Genomic DNA, 20,165 nt, shown 5'->3' with positions numbered 1-20,165 from the left:
ATACTTCTGTACTATATATTCTTTATGAAAACCAAATGACATAGCCCCGATAGTAGTGGAAATCCTTTTGTGCCGGGGTTCGGCACAAAAGATTGTAGCGGATAGCGGGAGATAGCTCCTAGAAAAATTTCATTCCTTTATAAAACTAATCGAAACGGATGGCTTTTACTGGTGAGATTTTAGTGATTATATAGGATGGTATTAATAAAACCAAGAAACAAACGGTAACTGTGAGTAGATTTAGCAGTAATATATAACCTAAATTAAGGTAAACCGGTGCTTGGTTGACGTAATAATTTTCTGGATTGAGTTTGATTATGCCGAAATACTGCTGAATCAATAATAGTGAAATGCCTATTAAATTCCCCCAGAACAATCCTCTAACAATAAGATAAAATGCATTGTATAAAAATATTTTCCTTACTGACCAATTATTAGCCCCTAATGCCTTTAGAATTCCGATCATTTGAGTGCGTTCGAGTATAAGAACTAACAATGCGACTACCATATTAATAGTAGCTACTAAAATCATTATAACTAATATGATGATAATATTAAAATCGAATAGTTTTAGCCACTCAAATATGTAACTATATTTTTCGATTATGGTTTTAGTATCAAGTGTTGAAGACGTTTGTTGATAAACTTTATTGCCGATGTTTTTAATATTAGTAAAATCATTTATAAAAACCTCAAAGGCTCCTACTTGATCTGGAGTCCATTTATTGATGCGCTGAATATGACGAATATCTCCTACTATATATGTAGCATCGAATTCTTGAAATCCAGAATTGAAAATTCCTGTTATTTTGAATCTTCGAATGTTTGGCAACTTATTCTGGCTCTCTTTGATGAAAAAAGTATTGAACGAATCGCCCACTTTGAGATTTAGTCTATCCGCTAGAAATTGGGAAATCAAAACATCCTGATTCAATTTTTTTGAAAAATTGGGTAATTTACCTGAAACAATATATTCTTTGATGTTGTTCCATTGATAATCACTCCCTACTCCTTTAAAAATTATTCCTTCGAAAGCAGTTGCAGTTCTAATAATTCCAGCTTTACTAGCAATGGCTTGGATATGACTCACTTCTGTAACCGAAGTAAATTTAGGATAAAAGTCTTGTTTCTTGGAAACAGGAACTAGCGTTACTTCGGATTGATTATTATCATAGTTCGAAATAATGATATGACCATTAAAGGCAGAAACCTTATCTCGAATTTTCCGTTGCAATCCAATTCCTGTGGCAACCGAAATAATCATCATAATCATTCCGATGGCAATAGCCGAAATCGCAATTTTTATAATTGGCGAAGAAATACTACTTTTATAATCTTTAGCAGCAATAAGTCTTTTAGCTATAAAATATTCTAAATTCAATTTATATGATATCTAATTCTGTTTTACTTCGTTTGTTTACTTTCGCTCGGGTCAAAAATACGTTTTTATTCTTGTTTTTGATAGTTTTTTCAACTGCTTGTTATGCTAATGAAATAGAAGGAATAAAAATAAAAAATGAAGATTTAAAAAAAATAAAATTCATTTCTGACACAATAATCAAGACTGGTGCTGACAACTACAATAGATATCTTCCTCTATTAAAGAATAAAAAAATTGGGGTTGTAACAAATCAAACTGGAATTCTATCCAACAAAATTCATTTGGTCGATTTCTTACTTTCGAAAAACATTAAAATCCAAACCATTTTCGCTCCAGAACACGGATTTCGAGGCAATGCTGATGCTGGAGAACACGTTATTGACGGCAAGGATGCTAAAACTGGCTTGTCCATTATTTCACTTTATGGAGACAACCGAAAACCAAAACCAGAACAATTAGCAGGAATTGACATTGTAGTTTTTGATTTGCAAGACGTAGGATTACGATTTTACACCTACATATCCACACTACATTATGTAATGGAAGCTTGTGCAGACAATAATATTACTCTTATAGTTTTGGACAGACCAAATCCTAACGGAAACATTGTTGATGGTCCAATTCTGGAAAAGGAATTCACTAGTTTCGTAGGAATGCATCCTGTTCCGGTATTATACGGATTGACTATTGGCGAATATGGCCAAATGATAAATGGTGAAAAATGGCTGAAAAATGGTGTGAAGTGTCAACTTATAATCATTCCTTGCACAAATTACACCCGTAAGATGAATTATAGTTTACCCATAAAACCATCTCCAAATTTACCCAATGACCAAGCCATAAATCTTTACGGCAGTTTGTGCCTTTTTGAAGGAACTAACGTGAGTGTGGGTCGTGGTACCAAAAAACAATTTCAAATTTTTGGGTCGCCTTTTCTAATGCAAAATAAATTTAGCTTTGTTCCTGAACCCAATTTTGGTGCAAAAGAACCAATGTACAAAGACGAAATTTGTTATGGTGAAGATTTATCGGCTGTAGCCAAAGTAAATCAATTGGAATTAAAATGGCTTATAAAAGCATATAACGAAACTTCGGATAAAAGCAAATTCTTTAATCCATTTTTCACAAAACTTGCAGGGACTCAACAACTGCAACAACAAATCGAAGCTGGAATTTCGGAGGAAGAAATTAGAAAAAGTTGGGTAAATGGATTGAATGACTTTAAGAAAATTAGGAAAAAGTATTTGATTTACTAAAATCCTCACCCCAACCCTCTCCAAAGGAGAGGGCAATGTCATTAAGTTAAGGATAAAATGATAAATTTGATTGCAGATTTCTGATTAACGATTTTTGATTTCTGATGTGCGAGACACGTAAAATCGAAGGATTTTTATTTACTAACACAAAAATCTGAAATCAGCAATCGTTAATCTTCAATCAAAAATCCCTTAACTTAATGACATTGAAGGAGAGGGAGTCGAAACTGGATATGTCATTGTCAATGTATAATTATAAAGGCATTTTCTTTTTCATTTCTTCAATAATATTAAAAGCAGCAGGACAAATCGCTACGTTTTGCAAAGTTAAATCCGAAATTTGCTGAAACTTCTTTCTGTCGGTATGTGGAAATTCACGACACGCTTTTGGACGAGCATCATAAATAAAACACGTATTATCACTGTCGAGAAAAGAACAAGGAACACTTTGTAGTACATAATCTTTATCTTCGTCGATACGCAAATATTGGTCGATAAATTGTTGTGGTTTTTGTCGCAAATGTTTCGAAATTCGCTCTATATCAGCCAAAGTAAATAACGGTCCAGTCGTTTTACAACAATTAGCACAGTTTAAACAATTTGTTTTTTTGAATTCGGCATCGTGCAAATCCTGCATAATGTAATCCAAATTTTTAGGCGTCTTTTTTTTTAGCTTATCAAAATACTTTTTGCTTTCGATATGCTTATCTTTGGCTTCTCTAGGAAGATTGCTTAGTATTTGTTTCAAATTTCAGATGCTACGCCCGTTCACAAAAGTTCGGGTCAAGTTATCCTGCAAAATTAGAACATTTTAAACTTGGAACTTCAAACCTGAAACTAAAATTTTATGAAAGACCTTTTCGGAAAAGCCATACTCGATTTTCAAACTAATAATTCCCCTGAGGATTTAATTACCGAAACTTCTATTTCTGAAGCAGACGAAATGAGCGTTGCTTACCTTTTTCGTTCTTATGAAGAAATGCCAAAATTGGAACAAAAAGCATTGCAATTGTCTAAAGGAAAAGTTCTCGATGTGGGATGTGGAGCGGGAAGTCACAGCTTAACTTTGCAAAACGATAGAAATCTTGAAGTAACTTCTATAGACATTTCACGAAATGCTATTCAAGCTTGCAAACTTCGTGGTTTGGAAAATGCCAAAGTTCAAAACATAATGACATTGGAAAATGAAAAATTCGACACCATTTTAGTATTGATGAATGGTACGGGAATTTTTGGAACATTAAAAGAAACTCCCCTGTTTTTGCAAAAACTAAAAAGCCTTCTCAACCAAAACGGGCAAATTCTTATAGATTCCTCGGATATAATTTATATGTTTGATGATGATGAAGACGGCGGGAAATGGATTCCTGGAGACAGCTACTATGGCGAATTGACTTTCACGGTATCCTATAAAAAAGAAACCGAGGAAACATTTCCTTGGCTTTATCTCGATTATAACACTTTACAAAATGCGGCTTTCGCCAATGGTTTACAATGTGAATTAATTCTCGAAGGTGAGCATTTTGATTATTTGGCGAAGCTTTCAATATAAAAATAAGTACAAATAGTATTTTACAACAATTATGGAAAAATTAGAATTAGAAAAATTACAATATCCTATTGGTAAATTTGTTGCTCCAGATTTATATTCAAACGAATACCTTTTGGAAAAAATTGAAGAAATTGCATCTTTTCCTGAAAGACTAAAAAGTGAAGTTTCTCAATTAACTAACGAACAATTAGACACTCCGTATCGACTAGGCGGATGGACTATTCGCCAAGTAATTCACCATTGTGCGGATAGTCATATAAATTGCTTTGTTAGAATAAAATGGACTTTAACAGAAGAAACTCCTACTATAAAATACTATCACGAGGATCTTTGGGGAGAATTATTTGACAATGTAACAATGCCTATCGAACCAACAATAGCATTACTTGAAGGATTGCATTTTCGATTAGCCTATCTAATGAAGAGTTTGTCTGAAAATGATTTGAAAAAATCCTTTATTCATCCTGAACATTCAAAAGAATTCAAAATAGAAGAAATCATCGGGACTTATGCTTGGCACGGAAACCATCATTTGGCACACATCACTGAATTAAAGAAAAGAAATGGCTGGTAATCTTATTTATTTTACTTCTAAGAAATCAGTAGTTTTTATAATATCCTGTAAAGCCTGATACAAAACATCTAAATCTTCCTGCGTATTATAAACGTTTATTGAATATCTCAAAAAATAATTTCCGCTTAAAGGCATTACCGGGATTTCAATTTTAAATTTATTAAAAAGAAGTTCTTTCAGTTCAACAGGATTTGAAGTTTTAATTGGAATACTTGCCATTTGACCTAAAAAATCTTCAGTAATTGGACAAATGGGTTGAGTATTCAATAAATCGCAAAAGCGTTGATAATTATCAAAAACTAATTTACGACACTCTTTCGCTTTGGCTTTCCAATTGTTTTCTTCAAGAAAATCAATCACTTTTGGTGTGCATAAAAATGCTGAAATCTCTCTTGTTCCTTGAAATTCCTGATAATCTAAGAATTGACTTTCGCTTGGAGCAACACTTTCATAACCCCAACCCACAATAAGAGGATCGAGCATTTCCTGAAAACTCTTTTTTACATAAAGAAAAGAACTTCCCTTTGGTGCTAACATCCATTTATGAAGCGTTCCTGTATAAAAATCTGGATTCAAATCCGTGAGATTCAAATCAATTTGACCTGGAACGTGAGCACCATCAATAATAGTAATCAATCCCAATTCACGAGCCTTATCACAAATTTCTTTTACAGGAAAAATCAATGCTGTGCAGCTTGAAATTTGGTTTAGGAAAATAATTTTGGTTTTTGAAGAGTATCCGCTCCAGAATTCTTCTAGGATTTGTTCTTTTGAAATTACAGGAAGTGATATATTTTGACGAATGTATTTTGCACCTGAATTTTTGCAATAGAAATTCCACGTTCTGTCCATTGCACCATATTCGTGATTGGTAGTTAAAATTTCATCTCCTTCTTTCAAATCTAAACTTCGCATAATGGTGTTAATAGCAAAGGTTGGGTTTGGCGTAAAAAAGAAATCTTTAGCACTACAGCCAATATATTTTGCTAATCTTTCTTTAGCAATTTTTAAATAAACTGCTGATTTTTTTTGTATGAAATAAACAGGTTCTGTTTCCAACTCTAATTGCAAACGCTGATATTCTTCAAAAATTGGTTTTGGGCAAGCACCGAAAGAACCGTGATTTAAGAAAGTGATTTCTGGATCGAGATGGAATTGTGATTTCATAAAACCTAATATTAAAAGAAATAATTTGTCTAATTGCTATTCAAAGTTATTGGAATTCCAAAAGAACATCTTACTTTTTTTCCATTTTTTTGAGCTGGAATCCAATTTTTGATGGTTTTTAAAACCCTAACCGCTTCTTCTCCTGTTCCAAATCCGAGATCTTTATAAATTTGAATATCTGAAAGATTACCATCAACCTCCACAGTAAAACTTATCAGGACTTTTCCTCCTTTAAATTCTTTTGAAGTTGGTGCATTGAAATTTTCTAAAATAAGTTTTGAGACTCCTTCAAATCCACCTAGATAATTTGGCGCAACATCTACTTCTTTTATATCGAAAACATAGGCTTGCAAAGATATTGGCAAACTAAAAGTACATCTCACATTTTGCCCATTTTGCTGACCTGGAATCCATTTTGGACATAATTCCAAAACTCTAATTGCTTCTTTTCCTGAATCAAACCCTACATCTCTTAAAACTTGAATATCGGATACCTGACCATCTTTTTCGATAATGAATGTAACATAAACTTTTCCACCCAAAAATTCTTTTGATGCTGGTGTATTATAATTAGAAGCAATGAATTTATAAAACTCTCCTATTCCTCCTGGAAACTCAGGTTTTACTTCAATTCCTGCTGTATTATAAACATTATTATTCGCATCGTTTGTTGTGGTTTGAGCCAAGACTATTTGAATTGAAAAAAAAGCAATTACTAGAAATATAGTTTTCTTCATAAAGGAATTATTGGATATACAATTGAGAATAAAAGAGTAACTTACTGTTTCGGTTTTGTTACCTCATACGTGTTTTGTGCTGGAACATCCTCTTTGTATTTTGCCATAATTTCTTGCAATTCCTGTCCCCATTCTTGACCTGCTTCAATAGACTTTTGACTCAGTACTCCGGCATTTTCACTCATTTTTTTTCCAATAGGACTTTCATAAAATGCAATCATTCCTTTTATATCTTCAGGTGTATAAATTTCCATATAGATTTTAGCAATTTTATCATACATACTTGGCAAAGAGGCATCAAATTCTTTTGAAAAATTTTCTTTATTATTCTCTGGAATCATATTCAAAATTTGAGGCTTTACAACTTTCATTGCTCCATCTGCCCCACTAATGGAAATCAATTTTAACACCTCTGCCTTAAAATTGGCATCTTGAGCCATACTAATTTGGGCAATTAACACGAATGCAATAGATAGGAATACTTTTTTCATTTTGTTTTTGTTTTTAGTTTATTATACGAATATAAGAATAAGTTTATGGAATATTCAAGTATTTATGTGTTTGTAATGATACGCGCCATTTTGGATTATTCATTACATAATCTACAATTAGTGGTGTCATTTCTTCCTTTTTACTCCATTCGGGTTGAAGGAATAATATAGCATTATTATTTACTTTTTCAGCTTGTTCTTCGGCAAAAATAAAATCGTGTTTGTTGTAAATAATGACTTTCAGTTCGTGAGCTTTGTCATAAACAGTTTGTGTGGGCAATTTGTTTTTCTTTGGAGAAAGACAAATCCAATCCCATTCTCCTGTCAGTTTATATGCTCCTGAAGTTTCAATATGGACTCTCAGGTTTTGCTCTTTTAGTTTTTGTGTAAGCAAAGTCATATCCCAAGTTAATGGTTCTCCTCCTGTTACTACAACTGTGTCTGCATATTTTTTGGCATTGGCAACAATCAAGTTAATACTTGTAGGCGGATGCAATTCGGCATTCCAACTTTCCTTTACATCACACCAATGACAACCCACATCGCAACCACCAATTCGTATAAAATAGGCAGCTGTACCTGTATGAAATCCTTCGCCTTGTATTGTATAAAATTCTTCCATTAAAGGAAGCATTGCACCTTTATTAACTTCTAACTGTATTTCTTTTGATAACATTTCTATATTTTGAAAGGCAAAGATAGTGAATTTGGAATTTAGGATTTGAGATTTAAGTTTAAAGCAACTACATAAAAAAACCGATAGCTTATTTGAAACTATCGGTTTTTTTATAGAAAAACTCTTGACTATTTTTTTAACAATTCAAGTGATCTGTTAGCATAATCATTAGTAGCATCAAGCGCAAGTGTTTTATTAAAATATTCGATAGCTTTTGCTTTATCTGTATTGGCATAACTTGCCGCAGTGTTGTTATAACACTCTATTAATTTAGTAATTATTGCTGGTTTAGCCATCTCTTCAGCACCTTTTTCAGTTACTTTAGCAACATACTCTTCATAATATTTTACCATCATCTCATCATTCCCAAGAGATCTATTTATTCTAGCTCTATAAATATAAGCATCAAGATAAGATGGAGAAGCAGTTAATACATTTCCAAAAGCGGTATCTGCTTTTTGTAATTCGACAAGATTTGGAATCACGTCTTTTTGAATATTGCCATAATAAACAGACAATCCATAATAAACATTATCATCTAGATAACTTTTAGATTCTGTATTTGTTGTTCCTAATTCAAAAATAGTAGCCGCTTCAGTATATAATTTTTTGCTAAACAATTTTACACCAATTTCGTTTAAATCTTCTACCGCCAAAGGCTCCATCTCAATTGATTTTTTAATATCTGTCAACCCTAAATTGAAAGCACTAGGATCAATTGATAAACCATCAGCACTAGTTCCTTTTTTAATTTTAGCTAAACCTAAATATAAATAATCTTTAGCAATTATTTTATTTGAAGGATTTGAAGTATAACTTTCTAATGATTTAATAGCAACATCTATATTACCATTTTCATAAGCTGAATATCCTAAATAACGGAAGATTCTAGGATTAACTTTATCCAATTCTGCCATTTTTTTAGCTTCATCCTCAAGTGCAGTGTAATCTTTTACAAGAATAAGAAAGTCAGCGTGACGCATTCTAGAATTTAAAGAATAATCTGTAAGACTAAGATATTTTTCATAATATCCAATTGCTGTTTTCATATATTCAGCAGATTTAGAAGGCTTGTTTCTTCCCCATTTATAATAAGTTTCAGCTAATTCCCTATAAACAGGACCATAGTTAGGACTTAATGCAATTACTTCTTTATATGCTTTCAAGGCTTCATCATAAGATTTTGCTCCTTTTAACAAAACTCCTAATTGCATTTTTGCTCTGATTAAAGTATTATCTGCTTGGAAAGCATTTCGATAAGCTGCATAAGCATCATTTTGATTTTTATCTCCATAATAAGCATCCCCAAGTGCTAATTGTACTTGAGCATCCATAGGATTAACCAAATTTGCTTTATTTAAAACCGAAAGGGCTTTTTGATAATCTGGTTTATCAATATTCATATAGGCTCGACCAATATAAATATATTCCTCAACATCTTTTTTTCTTAATTTTTTGGTAGCCAAGTCAAAATTAGCTTGAGCATTTACTGCATCACCTTTATCTAAGAAAATCTGACCAAGACCTATGTAATTAAAATTACCACTCTCTTTAGCCAAAATTCCCTTTTGAAAATAGATATTGGCAGAGTCTTTATTACTTTGTGTTAGATAAATATTTCCCAAAAGAAACATCGCTTTACCGTCATCTGGTTTTGTTTGTACAATAGATTTTAAAATTGATTTTGCGCTCTCAAATTGTTCTGCATCTATTGCTTTTAGTGCTTGATTTAAATCTTGTGCATTACTTACGAATGACGAGATTAACAAAACAAGGCTAAAAATTTTAAATTTATTCATCTTAACTATTTTAAATTTATTTTTCATCATTATTAATTTCTGTTCTAACATTTATTTTTCTGCCAGGAATTTTTGTGGGTAATAATCCGGATTTCAAGATTATTCTTTGTCCAATATCTCCAGCTACAAAGGAAGCAAAACCCATTCCTAATCCTGAATAACCTTGACCATTGATAATATACAAATCACGTGCCAAAGGATATTTACCTTCTGCAATGTTGTTTTGACTTGGATCATAATAATTAGAACTTGTTAGATCTTTAACGCTTAAAACATTTACTCCATCAACAAAATCCTGCATATCAGGCATTGGTTGAGACAACCAATTTAACCCTACAACACCAATCATTCCTTCATTTTGCACAACAAATTTAATTACTTCATTATTTGTTTTAAATGAAAAAACCCCATGTTCTGGAATTGATTTTATTCCAGCCAATGTATTCATATATCGAACCGTACTTGAATTTGGATTGTCAAAGACTATGCCTTTTATTTTGGCACTAGGTTTTCCTTGCATAAATTCTATAACGCCCTTTAACTCTATTAAAGTATCTTTATTGCTTTTATTTGAAATAAAAACAACAGCATCTGTGGCAAATTTAGTGATTTTTGGAGTGATTTTTTTTTGGCTGAAGATTTTATTTTCCTCAGGAGTCAAATTTCTTGTCAAAACAGCAATTCCAGACTTCTCAGCAAACAATGAATTAATTATTTCTGATTCAGATTTTGAAACTATTTTTATTTTTGCATCATATTTACTCTCAAAAACTGCCACTTGATCTTCCATTATGGGAGCTAAAGTTTCATCAACCAAAATAGTAGCAGAACCTTTTAATATGGATTCTTTATTTACATCTTTCTTGTCTTTTTGGTTGCACATCACAAATAAGAAACCAATAAAAAAAAGAATAAAAACTTTATTAATTTTAAACATAACTAATCCTCATTTGCTTTTAAAAATCTATAAAATCTTAGGAACGAATAAACGATAAGAATTACTCCAAAGGCCATTCTATATGATGACGCCATTGCTATTGGAAAGTTTTTAGGGAAAATTATATTCCAAAAAATAACAATAAGACCCATAAACAAATATACGAAAAAAAACAGAATTCCTATAATGAGAAGAAATCGCTCTTTGGGCGATTTCTTCTTAAAATTATATACTATTTTTTTTAACATTATTCTGCAGATTGAATGCTGATTGGCAAACTAAATGTACATCTAACTTTTTTACCATTTTGCTCTCCAGGATTCCACTTTGGAGTTGCTTTTAAAACCCTAATAGCTTCTTTTCCAGTTCCATAACCAATATCTCTAAGCACTTTAATATCTGTCAATGAACCATCTTTTTCAACCACAAAAGTCACATATACTTTCCCTTTAAGACCTTCCTCTTCTGGAGTACGGTAATTATTGGATATGAATTTATAAAATTTTTCCATTCCTCCAGGAAAATCTGGTTTCACTTCAATACCCGCCTGATTGTAAACAGTATTATCTTCTTCTACAACAGCAGCAACACCAGTTCCTACAGGCTCAACTGTCAAAACTGCATCTGGATCTCCTTTTATAGTTTCTGCACCAATTTTCTTTTCTTTAATTTCTTTGATTACAACAATCTCCTCTACCACGTCCTCAGCTTTTGCAACCACAGGTTTAACAAATTTTACTTGATCCTGCTTTGGAGGAGGAGGTGGTGGTGGTGGAAGGTTTTCTTTCGGTTTCTCTTTTGGAGGTAACTTAACAGTCGTTATTTTTACGTTCAATGCTTCATCATTATCCGATGAATCTGGAAGAAAACTCAAGATTTTTGGGATGCTTACAGCAAATGCGAAAACAAATGCACCAATTAAAAACGCTCTAAGCGTATTCTTGGTAACTGCTTTTCTTAAATCATAAGCACCATACTTTTTGTTGCGCCCTTCGAAAACAATTTCAAGCCATTGGTTATTTAATATATCTAATTTCATATTTCTTAATTATTAGGTTATTGGGAAATCAAATTACTCTTTTTTTCCTTCTAACAATTTTTGTTCCTCAGGTGTAAAATCATTTACGATGGCATAACTAGGCACATCTGCAATTGCCATTTCATCTAGTATATCAACCAAGTTGCGATAATTTGATTTCTTACTTGGTTTGATAATTACAATCATTCCGTTCTTCGGTTTACCTTTTGCTGTTGAATAGGCCAAAACCGCTTTTTCCCTTAACAACAATTCTTTACGAATCCCTTCTTTACCATAAGTAAAATCTTTTGGAGCTCCTCCTGCAACAGGAGTAGCCAACAAACCTACATACCGAACCAATTTATCATTATCTCCCAATAATATGGTCATTGTACGATTTTCATCTGTTAATACTGGTGGTGCTTTATCATCTTTGTTTGGTAACGCCAAATCCATTGCATGTGGTTTAGACAAGGTTGTGGTAAGCATAAAGAAAGTAATCAATAAGAAAGCTAAATCAACCATAGCAGTTAAATCTACTTTGGAATTTTGTTTTTTACTTCTTACCTTTTTGTCTTTTCCGCCTCCACCGTCGCCTGTATTTAATTCAGCCATTTTAGTGTGTATTTTTTAATTATTTGTTTTTTGCTCTCAAACCCGTAATCAGACTAAAGCTATTAACTTTTTGATCTTGCAACATATCCATAACTTGTTTAATTGCTGGATATTCTTCCTTTGCATCACCTTTAATGGCTATTTGCAATTCTTTATCATCAATTTCAATATTGGCAATACGTGCATTTCGAACCCAATCTGCTAATTGATTATCAAGCGAATCTTTTGGAATTCCAGGTTGATCAGCTTTAGTTCTATCAGAAGACTTCATATCAATAATTTGCTTCAAACTTTGAATTGGAACACCAAAACCTTCCATTATAGCAAAATTATCTTTATCCGCTTCCGAGAAAGAAACGTTGTATTTTTGACCCATTAATTCTAGAGTTCTCTTACGAATCTCTCTCCCTTTCAAGTCAAAAAACACTTTGCCTTTACCAATGGTCAAAGTAGCCAAATCATTTTCTGGCAATTTGTTTTCATTAGTCGATGCAGGAGTATCTACAGGTAAAGCTTCGGGTATTTTGGCAGTCGCGGTCAAAATAAAGAATGTAAGCAAAAGAAATGCTACATCACACATAGCCGTCATATCAATAGACGCCGCTTTTTTGGACATTTTTACAGCCATTAATTATATATTTTAATTTATAGTCATCAGCGTTATACTTACTATAACGCTGATTTCTTATAAATATTAGTAATTATTTTTGTGTACCTCTGTAGTGTCTGTAAGTATTCACGATTGTGTTACCTGCCTCATCGATTGAATAAGTTAAAGTATCAATTTTAGAAGTAAATAAGTTGTAAACAATAATTGCTAATGCAGAAGTAGAAATACCTGTTGCAGTATTGATAAGTGCTTCAGAAATACCATTTGCTAACATCGCTTGATCAGGAGTTCCTGAACTTGCTAATGCACCAAACGCTTTAATCATCCCTGTTACTGTTCCTAATAATCCAGCAAGAGTTCCTAAAGAAACTAATGTAGAAAGAATAGTCATATGTTTTTCTAACATTGGCATTTCAAGTGAAGTAGCTTCTTCAATTTCTTTATGAATAGTTTCAGCAGCAGTTTCGCTATCCAATCCTTCTTTTTTTACATCTTGGTATTTTAATAAAGCCGATCTAATTGCATTTGCAACAGAACCTTGTTGTTTGTCACAAGCAACAATTGCACCATCAATATCCCCTTTAGTTACACTTGCTTGTACATTTTTCATAAATACATCAAGATTTCCTTTACCAGCTGCTTTAGAAATTACAGCAAAACGTTCGAATGAAAACACAATTACCATTAAAAGCAATCCCATCAAAACAGGTACAATTGGACCTCCTTTATATACCATTGCCAAGTAATTTCCTGGAAGTGGGTGGCCAGTATTTACTCCTCCTTCAAAATTTCCTCCATCACCCATTATAAAATTCCAAACTAACCATCCTGTAAAAATACATAATACAATAATGATTAATGAAATCATTCCTCCTAAACCTGAACCACTTTCTTTTTTAACGTTTGCCATTTTCTTAAATTTTAATAGTTTTAATAATTTATTTTTTTTGTTATAATAAACTTGTTGAGGGGCAAATTTATATTTTTAGTTGTAATAAAAAAACTTTTTTTAATTTTATTACAGTTAATTTTATCCCAATTAAAAAAATTGTTTCATAATTTACAATTATATCAGAAAATATTCTAAAAAAAATAATTGTTTATATAAAAATAAGGTTCTATTTAAATATATTCCTGAAAAATCCTTATATTTTAATTGATGAATAATTTAGACTATATCGTTTTTTTTTAATAAAATGAAGCCTTGATTTTACAGTAAATAATCTAACTATTTACAAATAAAAATTAATATATTGCATTTGATTTTAATCCCAATTTATTATGAGTAGAAAAGAAGAATTCATTCAACACATTACCAACGGTTATCTTTCAAAAGGAGAGAGTATTATTCTTGGTGGTGCGATACTTGACGGAGAAGCTTTAGCTGATGCACCTATAAAAGTTCCATTAAAAACCTTGAACCGCCATGGATTGATTGCTGGAGCAACCGGAACAGGAAAAACAAAAACCATTCAAGTACTTTCAGAACAACTATCCTCATTTGGAATTCCAGTTTTAATGATGGATATCAAGGGAGACTTTAGTGGTATTGCCAAAGAAGGTGAAGAAAAATCATTCATCACCGAGCGTCACACCAAAATCAATATTCCCTACAAAACATCAAGTTTCCCTGTTGAATTAATGTCTTTATCAGAACAAAGTGGCGTTCGGCTTCGTGCAACAGTTTCGGAATTTGGCCCTGTGCTTTTTTCGAGAATTTTAGATTTGAATGACACACAAGCTGGAGTAGTTTCGGTAATTTTTAAATATTGTGATGACAACAAAATGCCTCTTTTGGATTTAAAAGACATCAAAAAAGTAATCAATTATATTACCGAAGAAGGAAAAGCCGAAATTGAAGAAAATTATGGCAAGATTTCAACCTCAACAACTGGGACGATTCTTAGAAAAATAATTGAACTCGAACAACAAGGAGCCGATTTATTTTTTGGGGAGATGTCTTTTGATATCAATGATTTAATGCGCTTTGACGAAAACGGAAAAGGCTACGTAAACATCATTCGTTTAACGGATATTCAGGATAAACCTAAATTATTTTCGACTTTTATGCTGAGTTTATTAGCCGAAATATACCAACAAATGCCTGAAAAAGGAGACGCTGACCAACCTGAATTAGTTATTTTTATTGACGAAGCGCATTTAATTTTCAAAGAAGCTAGCAAAACATTGTTGGAACAAATAGAAACAATTGTAAAACTGATTCGTTCTAAAGGTGTAGGCGTTTATTTTGTAACCCAAAATCCAATGGATGTTCCGAGCGGAGTTTTAGCTCAATTAGGATTAAAAATCCAACACGCTTTGAGAGCTTTCACGGCCAATGATAGACAAGCTATCAAACAAACGGCTGATAATTATCCAACATCCGACTATTATAAAACCGATGAAGTTTTGACAAGTCTTGGGATTGGAGAGGCATTAGTAACAGCCTTAAACGAAAAAGGGATTCCAACTCCGTTAGCGGCAACAATGCTTCGAGCACCAATGAGTAGAATGGATGTTTTGACCGAAAGTGAAATTCAAGAAATCAACACCAAATCAAAATTGGTAAGAAAATATTCAGAACTTATAGATCGTGAAAGTGCTTATGAAATGCTTAATAAAAAAATCGCAGTTGTCGAGCAAGAAGTTACAAAACAAAAAGAAGAAAAAGCAGCAGAAAAAGAAAATAAACAATCTGGTGATACAACAGGAGCGGTTACTAAATCAGTGATAAAAGTGTTGACGAGTGCAACTTTTATTCGTGGTGCTTTTGGGGTTTTGAGCAAACTATTGAGGAAATAATATGAAAGGATACGCAACGATTGGATTGCTTATATTATCGAATATTTTTATGACTTTAGCTTGGTATGGGCATTTGAAATTCAAAGAACTCAAATGGTTCGAAAACGCTGGTTTGATTACTATTGTTCTCATCAGTTGGGGATTGGCATTATTTGAATATTGCTTTCAAGTTCCCGCAAACCGAATAGGTTATGAAGGCAATGGCGGACCATTTTCATTAGTGCAACTCAAAGTAATTCAAGAAGTAATTACTTTAGTGATTTTCGTGGGCTTTTCTTTATTGTTTTTCAAAAACGAAACCTTTAGATGGAATCATTTTGTGGGTTTTGTGTTTTTAATTTTAGCGGTTTACTTCATATTCAAAAAATAAAAAATGAAAAAATACTTTATTCAAAAATCACCTTTCGTCGTTCCCACAACTGATGGAAAACTCATCGAAGAACATCACGGAATGACAACCACAAACAATCCTGCCATTTCTATAGCACACATGATTGCGCCACCGCATTGGAAAGAACCTTTTCAAACACCGGAATTTGAAGAATACACTTATATCATTTCAGGCAAAAAACAGTTTATAATCGAGGGAGAAACTGTTATTCTTGAAGCCGGACAATCCATAAAAATCGAAAAAAATACACGTGTTCAATATTCGAATCCGTTTGAGGAACCTTGTGAATATATGTCAATTTGCATTCCTGCTTTTGATTTCACGAAAGTGCATCGTGAAGAATAATACTGAAAAATTGTCGTTTCGACCAAAGGGAGAAATCACAAATAAACAACATATTTATTTTGGACTAAAGACCAGTTTTGTAGAAGTTTTGATAATCTCTTCTTTGTTCAATTTCATTTTTCGGAACTTGCCGGCTACATACATTTCAGCTTGATCGTTGTAATGTTTGCTAAACGGATTTCCTGATTGACCTGTTGGCAAAATGCTCTCGCTATTTTCTACATCCGAAAAATCGATAACTCTTCTAGTCGAAGGACCTGCTTTTACATCGTATTTCCCGCTATCGGTAAAATCAAACATAAGGTTGCTAATCACTTCGTTTGAGCCTGTAACTTCAAAAGTCCCAACGTTGAAAATCCCTCTCAAAACGGCTACTTTCCCCAAAGGATGTTGATGTTCTAGTGTATGCACTTTGTTCCAAGTCCAAGAATTAACGTCTTTCCCTAATTGATTTTCAAGGGCAGTAATGGCTTCGTGAAACGATTTATTGAGGATTTCATTTCTGCTTTCTTTTTTATCTTTCGTGCTAACATCATCCCACCAAATTGAGCTTTCATTTTTGCTTTGATTTTCAATTATTTGTTTGACAACGTGAGTATTCAGAAGCATTTTAAAATCAGTTTCACCCAACTCGTCTTGGAAAGTGTTTTTTAAATAATCATAAATCCATTTGTTGTAAATCGTTGGTGCCAAATCTTTTAAATTATTGGAACCACTCCATTTTTTTATAATTTCTATTGCTTGTTTCTCGTTACTTGAAAGAGAATTTACAGCTATAGTCGAAATTAAATTAGCCACAATAGTTGTTGCTGCATTTGAAACATTGTCATTTAGCATTTGTTCCACATCTCCTTTTGTCCAATTATTTTTAGGCTCCAATAATCCTGAAATTCTTTTGGCGCGATCTTGCGGCAAATAATATCCTGGATATAAATAACCGTCAACTGCTTCGGGTTGATTATTTGAAGAATACACATAATTCCAACTTGGGTTTATAGCGTGAGGATTTTTCGAAAAATCAAGAAATTCTTTCTTGTCATCGATGCCATTTGCTCCGTTTAAAATGAAATTTGAATTGACTGATTTATCTAATTTATATAATTTTCCAGAAGTGTTCCAAGCAATATTCCCTTTGGCATCGCCGTACATTACATTCAATCCTGGAGCAGCAATTAGGGAAACTCCTTTCCTGAAATCATCCAGATTCTTGGAATGTGAAATTGAATAAACAGCTTCCAACATTTCATTTTTTTGCTGAGTGTAAATCCAATACATCGCAACTGGTTTTGTTCCTTTTATTCCATCTAAAATATCGTTCATTACTGGACCGTGTTGCGTTTCTCGAACTTCTAGAACTACGTCCGAGCTATCTTTTACTTTGATAGTTTTTTTGCGAATTGTATAATCTTGAAATCCAGTAGCCGTTTTATATTGGTTTTTATTGTTGGGGTTTTCTTCTTCCTGAAACAAATCGACATCGTCGTTTTCGAACATCGTCAATCCATATGCGTAATCGTGGTTATGTCCTAAAAGAGGAAATGGTGTTCCAGCTAAAAAATAACCATAAATTTCATAATCAGGAACGACAATGTGAGCTTCATACCAAGTGCAAGGTTGTGAAAAAGCAATATGTGGATCATTGGCAAAAATAACTTTTCCGTTCTTTGTTTTCTTTGGAGCAATCACCCAACTGTTACTGCCTATAAAAGCTGGAACTTGGGAATTCTCTAACAAACTAGCCACTGATTTTGAAATTTCGGTATATTCAATGGCTTTTCCGTCGAAATTTTTTATTTGAGTTGTTCCCAAAGAACCATCCAAGCCGAAATCTTTTAGATAATCTACACCCAATTTTCCTCTAATGTCCGTCATTAATGGATCACTTTTTTGAGCCATTGCAAAACTAAATGACATATATCCAAAGATATTATAAACATCTTTCAACGTAAATTTATCTTTTTTTAATCCTAAAATTTGGAACTCGATAGGTGTTTTTCCTTCTTCCATATATTGATTCACCCCGTCAACATAAGCCATAGCGAGTTGATACGCTTCCGATTTTTTGTCTAATCTAGCAATTGCTTTTTCAGAGTTTTCGTCGATGCCCAAACCTGCAAAAAACTTATCGGTCTTTACTAATTTCGAACCAAACATTTCTGAAAGTCTTCCTGGAGCAATACGTCGCATCAATTCCATTTGCCATAAACGATCTTGAGCGTGAACATAACCCAATGCTGTCATAGCATCTTTTTGAGAATTGGCATAAATATGGGGAACACCAAAATCATCAAAATAAACGGTGGTTTCCTGTTTGATGTTTTTAAGTTTCTGCTCTCCTTCATAAGTGGGTTTCAGGTAAAAACCATAACCAACCAAAGCAATGGCAAGAATGACTATTAATAATAGAATAACAAGAAAGAATTTTTTTAGATTTTTCATTTGAAAGTATATTATATGGAACTTTTGAATCGATGTTATTGCTAAAACTTCCGAAATTTAGAATAAAATTTGATAAATTACTTTATTTATTTGATTATTTTAAATAACTCTTATTTTTTGTCATTCCAATAAACATTATTGAGAAAATGGATTTAAACAAAAAAAATCTCGCCATTGCTGACGAGATTTAGTGAATTAATAAATTTAAACTTTTTAGATGATTAACATTGCATCACCGTAAGAGTAAAATTTATATTGTTCTTTTATCGCTTCTTCGTAAGCTCTTTTCATTAAATCGTGTCCGCAAAATGCCGAAACCATCATCAATAAAGTAGATTTTGGTGTATGGAAATTAGTAATCATACACGTTGCTACGCTAAAATCGTGAGGCGGAAAAACAAATTTATTTGTCCAACCATCAAAAGGATTCAGTGTTCGTTGTGACGAAACTGAACTTTCAACTGCACGCATTGAAGTAGTTCCAACAGTACAAATACGTTTCTTGTTTAATTTTGCATCATTGACAATATCGCAGGCTTCTTGCGTAATTTTCAATTCCTCAGAATCCATTTTGTGTTTTGATAAATCCTCAACCTCAACAGGATTGAAAGTTCCCAAACCTACATGAAGAGTAACCTCGGCAAATTTTATTCCTTTGATTTCTAATTTTTTCATCAAATGCTTTGAAAAATGCAATCCAGCAGTTGGTGCTGCAACAGCTCCTTCTTCTTTGGCATAAATAGTTTGATAACGATCTGCATCTTCTGGAGTTACATCTCTGCTAATATATTTTGGAATTGGAGTTTCTCCAAGTTCTGTCAATTTGTTTCTAAATTCATCATAAGAACCATCGTAAAGAAAACGAAGAGTTCTACCACGTGAAGTTGTATTATCGATAACTTCGGCAACTAATGAATCATCATCGCCAAAATATAATTTGTTTCCAATACGTATTTTACGAGCTGGATCAACTAATACATCCCAAAGACGTTGCTCTGCATTTAGTTCTCTCAATAAAAAAACCTCGATTCTTGCTCCTGTTTTTTCTTTATTTCCGTATAAACGTGCTGGAAAAACTTTGGTATTATTCAAAATCAGGACATCGCCTTCATCAAAATAATCGATAACATCTTTAAATGTTTTGTGCTCAATAGTTTGCTTTTTGCGATCAATAACCATTAAACGCGCTTCATCCCTGTTTTCAGATGGATATTCTGCAAGAAGCTCTTTTGGTAAATTGAATTGAAAATGTGATAATTTCATTTAGAAGAAGTTATAAGTTATGAGTTTTGAGTTATGAGTTTTGATTCTCATAATTTTAAATCGTGGGCAAATATACAACTGTCAGATAGGCGTTGTCAAGTGTTTCGATGTT

Annotated in this window: 20 protein-coding genes; 6 read left to right on the top strand and 14 right to left on the bottom strand. The window is 32.7% G+C overall.

All coding sequences use genetic code 11. The features are described from left to right. Positions 1 to 145: 145 nt before the first annotated feature. Positions 146 to 1,381 (bottom strand): FtsX-like permease family protein, encoded by a 1,236-nt coding sequence (locus PHC28_RS04160; protein ID WP_300096727.1) that lies wholly within the window; start codon positions 1,379 to 1,381, stop codon positions 146 to 148. Between the two features lie 5 nt (positions 1,382 to 1,386). Here PHC28_RS04160 and PHC28_RS04155 point away from each other — a divergent pair, with 5 nt between their 5' ends. Next, on the top strand, positions 1,387 to 2,637 hold the full coding sequence (locus tag PHC28_RS04155) for a DUF1343 domain-containing protein (RefSeq protein ID WP_300096726.1): 1,251 nt from the start codon (positions 1,387 to 1,389) through the stop codon (positions 2,635 to 2,637). Between the two features lie 253 nt (positions 2,638 to 2,890). Here PHC28_RS04155 and PHC28_RS04150 read toward each other — a convergent pair whose 3' ends face one another. Then, entirely contained in the window at positions 2,891 to 3,385 is a 495-nt protein-coding gene (locus tag PHC28_RS04150; protein ID WP_300096725.1) for a YkgJ family cysteine cluster protein, read from the bottom strand. 99 nt (positions 3,386 to 3,484) lie between these two features. On the opposite strand from PHC28_RS04150, the gene PHC28_RS04145 reads away from it, so the two are divergent. Together PHC28_RS04145 and PHC28_RS04140 are read left to right on the top strand one after the other, a co-directional pair. Next, entirely contained in the window at positions 3,485 to 4,189 is a 705-nt protein-coding gene (locus PHC28_RS04145; protein ID WP_300096724.1) for a bifunctional 2-polyprenyl-6-hydroxyphenol methylase/3-demethylubiquinol 3-O-methyltransferase UbiG, read from the top strand. Positions 4,190 to 4,220: 31 nt separating this feature from the next. Then, positions 4,221 to 4,763 (top strand): YfiT family bacillithiol transferase, encoded by a 543-nt coding sequence (locus tag PHC28_RS04140; protein WP_300096723.1) that lies wholly within the window; start codon positions 4,221 to 4,223, stop codon positions 4,761 to 4,763. Positions 4,764 to 4,769: 6 nt separating this feature from the next. Here the strand turns inward: PHC28_RS04140 and PHC28_RS04135 are convergent, their stop codons facing one another. The 10 genes from PHC28_RS04135 to PHC28_RS04090 all read right to left on the bottom strand — a co-directional run bounded on the left by PHC28_RS04135 (position 4,770) and on the right by PHC28_RS04090 (position 13,723). Continuing rightward, positions 4,770 to 5,930, bottom strand: a complete 1,161-nt coding sequence (locus tag PHC28_RS04135; RefSeq protein WP_300096722.1) for an aminotransferase class V-fold PLP-dependent enzyme — start codon at positions 5,928 to 5,930, stop codon at positions 4,770 to 4,772. 29 nt (positions 5,931 to 5,959) lie between these two features. After that, complete coding sequence (locus PHC28_RS04130; protein ID WP_300096721.1) at positions 5,960 to 6,667, bottom strand: energy transducer TonB; 708 nt, start codon at positions 6,665 to 6,667, stop codon at positions 5,960 to 5,962. A 41-nt stretch (positions 6,668 to 6,708) separates the two neighbouring features. After that, positions 6,709 to 7,158: a DUF2059 domain-containing protein gene (locus PHC28_RS04125; protein ID WP_300096720.1), complete on the bottom strand. Its 450-nt coding sequence runs from the start codon at positions 7,156 to 7,158 to the stop codon at positions 6,709 to 6,711. 43 nt (positions 7,159 to 7,201) lie between these two features. Continuing rightward, positions 7,202 to 7,834, bottom strand: coding sequence for a 7-carboxy-7-deazaguanine synthase QueE (locus PHC28_RS04120; RefSeq protein WP_300096719.1), 633 nt, complete (start codon positions 7,832 to 7,834; stop codon positions 7,202 to 7,204). Positions 7,835 to 7,962: 128 nt separating this feature from the next. Then, positions 7,963 to 9,633, bottom strand: a complete 1,671-nt coding sequence (locus PHC28_RS04115; protein ID WP_300096718.1) for a tetratricopeptide repeat protein — start codon at positions 9,631 to 9,633, stop codon at positions 7,963 to 7,965. Positions 9,634 to 9,649: 16 nt separating this feature from the next. Further along, on the bottom strand, positions 9,650 to 10,570 hold the full coding sequence (locus PHC28_RS04110; RefSeq protein ID WP_300096717.1) for a PstS family phosphate ABC transporter substrate-binding protein: 921 nt from the start codon (positions 10,568 to 10,570) through the stop codon (positions 9,650 to 9,652). Positions 10,571 to 10,817: 247 nt separating this feature from the next. Beyond that, entirely contained in the window at positions 10,818 to 11,609 is a 792-nt protein-coding gene (locus tag PHC28_RS04105; protein ID WP_300096716.1) for an energy transducer TonB, read from the bottom strand. 33 nt (positions 11,610 to 11,642) lie between these two features. Beyond that, complete coding sequence (locus PHC28_RS04100) at positions 11,643 to 12,203, bottom strand: biopolymer transporter ExbD (RefSeq protein WP_300096715.1); 561 nt, start codon at positions 12,201 to 12,203, stop codon at positions 11,643 to 11,645. A gap of 19 nt (positions 12,204 to 12,222) precedes the next feature. Beyond that, positions 12,223 to 12,831: a biopolymer transporter ExbD gene (locus PHC28_RS04095; protein ID WP_300096714.1), complete on the bottom strand. Its 609-nt coding sequence runs from the start codon at positions 12,829 to 12,831 to the stop codon at positions 12,223 to 12,225. 73 nt (positions 12,832 to 12,904) lie between these two features. Next, positions 12,905 to 13,723: a MotA/TolQ/ExbB proton channel family protein gene (locus tag PHC28_RS04090; RefSeq protein WP_300096713.1), complete on the bottom strand. Its 819-nt coding sequence runs from the start codon at positions 13,721 to 13,723 to the stop codon at positions 12,905 to 12,907. Between the two features lie 371 nt (positions 13,724 to 14,094). Here PHC28_RS04090 and PHC28_RS04085 point away from each other — a divergent pair, with 371 nt between their 5' ends. The 3 genes from PHC28_RS04085 to PHC28_RS04075 are packed head-to-tail and all read left to right on the top strand — an operon-like array spanning position 14,095 to position 16,351. Then, a complete protein-coding gene (locus PHC28_RS04085; RefSeq protein ID WP_300096712.1) occupies positions 14,095 to 15,615 on the top strand; it encodes a helicase HerA-like domain-containing protein in 1,521 nt (506 codons plus the stop codon). Between the two features lies 1 nt (position 15,616). Then, positions 15,617 to 15,985, top strand: coding sequence for a DMT family protein (locus PHC28_RS04080; RefSeq protein ID WP_300096711.1), 369 nt, complete (start codon positions 15,617 to 15,619; stop codon positions 15,983 to 15,985). Between the two features lie 3 nt (positions 15,986 to 15,988). Then, positions 15,989 to 16,351, top strand: a complete 363-nt coding sequence (locus PHC28_RS04075; protein ID WP_300096710.1) for a cupin domain-containing protein — start codon at positions 15,989 to 15,991, stop codon at positions 16,349 to 16,351. A gap of 54 nt (positions 16,352 to 16,405) precedes the next feature. Here PHC28_RS04075 and PHC28_RS04070 read toward each other — a convergent pair whose 3' ends face one another. Together PHC28_RS04070 and queA are read right to left on the bottom strand one after the other, a co-directional pair. Next, positions 16,406 to 18,790: a penicillin acylase family protein gene (locus PHC28_RS04070; protein WP_300096709.1), complete on the bottom strand. Its 2,385-nt coding sequence runs from the start codon at positions 18,788 to 18,790 to the stop codon at positions 16,406 to 16,408. Positions 18,791 to 19,003: 213 nt separating this feature from the next. Then, entirely contained in the window at positions 19,004 to 20,053 is a 1,050-nt protein-coding gene (queA, locus tag PHC28_RS04065; protein ID WP_300096708.1) for a tRNA preQ1(34) S-adenosylmethionine ribosyltransferase-isomerase QueA, read from the bottom strand. Positions 20,054 to 20,165 lie beyond the last annotated feature (112 nt).

Source organism: Flavobacterium sp., assembly GCF_028712645.1.
Lineage (GTDB): Bacteria > Bacteroidota > Bacteroidia > Flavobacteriales > Flavobacteriaceae > Flavobacterium.
The sequence above is the reverse complement of the archived record's forward strand: the minus strand, read 5'-3'. Positions and strand labels throughout refer to the sequence as shown.

Coding starts and splice junctions, on each gene's coding strand:
- PHC28_RS04110 (WP_300096717.1), bottom strand. CDS start 10,570: ATGTTTAAAATTAATAAAGTTTTTATTCTTTTTTTTATTGGTTTCTTA.
- PHC28_RS04095 (WP_300096714.1), bottom strand. CDS start 12,831: ATGGCTGTAAAAATGTCCAAAAAAGCGGCGTCTATTGATATGACGGCT.
- PHC28_RS04155 (WP_300096726.1), top strand. CDS start 1,387: ATGATATCTAATTCTGTTTTACTTCGTTTGTTTACTTTCGCTCGGGTC.
- PHC28_RS04125 (WP_300096720.1), bottom strand. CDS start 7,158: ATGAAAAAAGTATTCCTATCTATTGCATTCGTGTTAATTGCCCAAATT.
- PHC28_RS04130 (WP_300096721.1), bottom strand. CDS start 6,667: ATGAAGAAAACTATATTTCTAGTAATTGCTTTTTTTTCAATTCAAATA.
- PHC28_RS04100 (WP_300096715.1), bottom strand. CDS start 12,203: ATGGCTGAATTAAATACAGGCGACGGTGGAGGCGGAAAAGACAAAAAG.
- PHC28_RS04075 (WP_300096710.1), top strand. CDS start 15,989: ATGAAAAAATACTTTATTCAAAAATCACCTTTCGTCGTTCCCACAACT.
- PHC28_RS04090 (WP_300096713.1), bottom strand. CDS start 13,723: ATGGCAAACGTTAAAAAAGAAAGTGGTTCAGGTTTAGGAGGAATGATT.
- PHC28_RS04070 (WP_300096709.1), bottom strand. CDS start 18,790: ATGAAAAATCTAAAAAAATTCTTTCTTGTTATTCTATTATTAATAGTC.
- PHC28_RS04115 (WP_300096718.1), bottom strand. CDS start 9,633: ATGAATAAATTTAAAATTTTTAGCCTTGTTTTGTTAATCTCGTCATTC.
- PHC28_RS04140 (WP_300096723.1), top strand. CDS start 4,221: ATGGAAAAATTAGAATTAGAAAAATTACAATATCCTATTGGTAAATTT.
- PHC28_RS04145 (WP_300096724.1), top strand. CDS start 3,485: ATGAAAGACCTTTTCGGAAAAGCCATACTCGATTTTCAAACTAATAAT.
- PHC28_RS04105 (WP_300096716.1), bottom strand. CDS start 11,609: ATGAAATTAGATATATTAAATAACCAATGGCTTGAAATTGTTTTCGAA.
- PHC28_RS04120 (WP_300096719.1), bottom strand. CDS start 7,834: ATGTTATCAAAAGAAATACAGTTAGAAGTTAATAAAGGTGCAATGCTT.
- queA (WP_300096708.1), bottom strand. CDS start 20,053: ATGAAATTATCACATTTTCAATTCAATTTACCAAAAGAGCTTCTTGCA.
- PHC28_RS04135 (WP_300096722.1), bottom strand. CDS start 5,930: ATGAAATCACAATTCCATCTCGATCCAGAAATCACTTTCTTAAATCAC.
- PHC28_RS04080 (WP_300096711.1), top strand. CDS start 15,617: ATGAAAGGATACGCAACGATTGGATTGCTTATATTATCGAATATTTTT.
- PHC28_RS04085 (WP_300096712.1), top strand. CDS start 14,095: ATGAGTAGAAAAGAAGAATTCATTCAACACATTACCAACGGTTATCTT.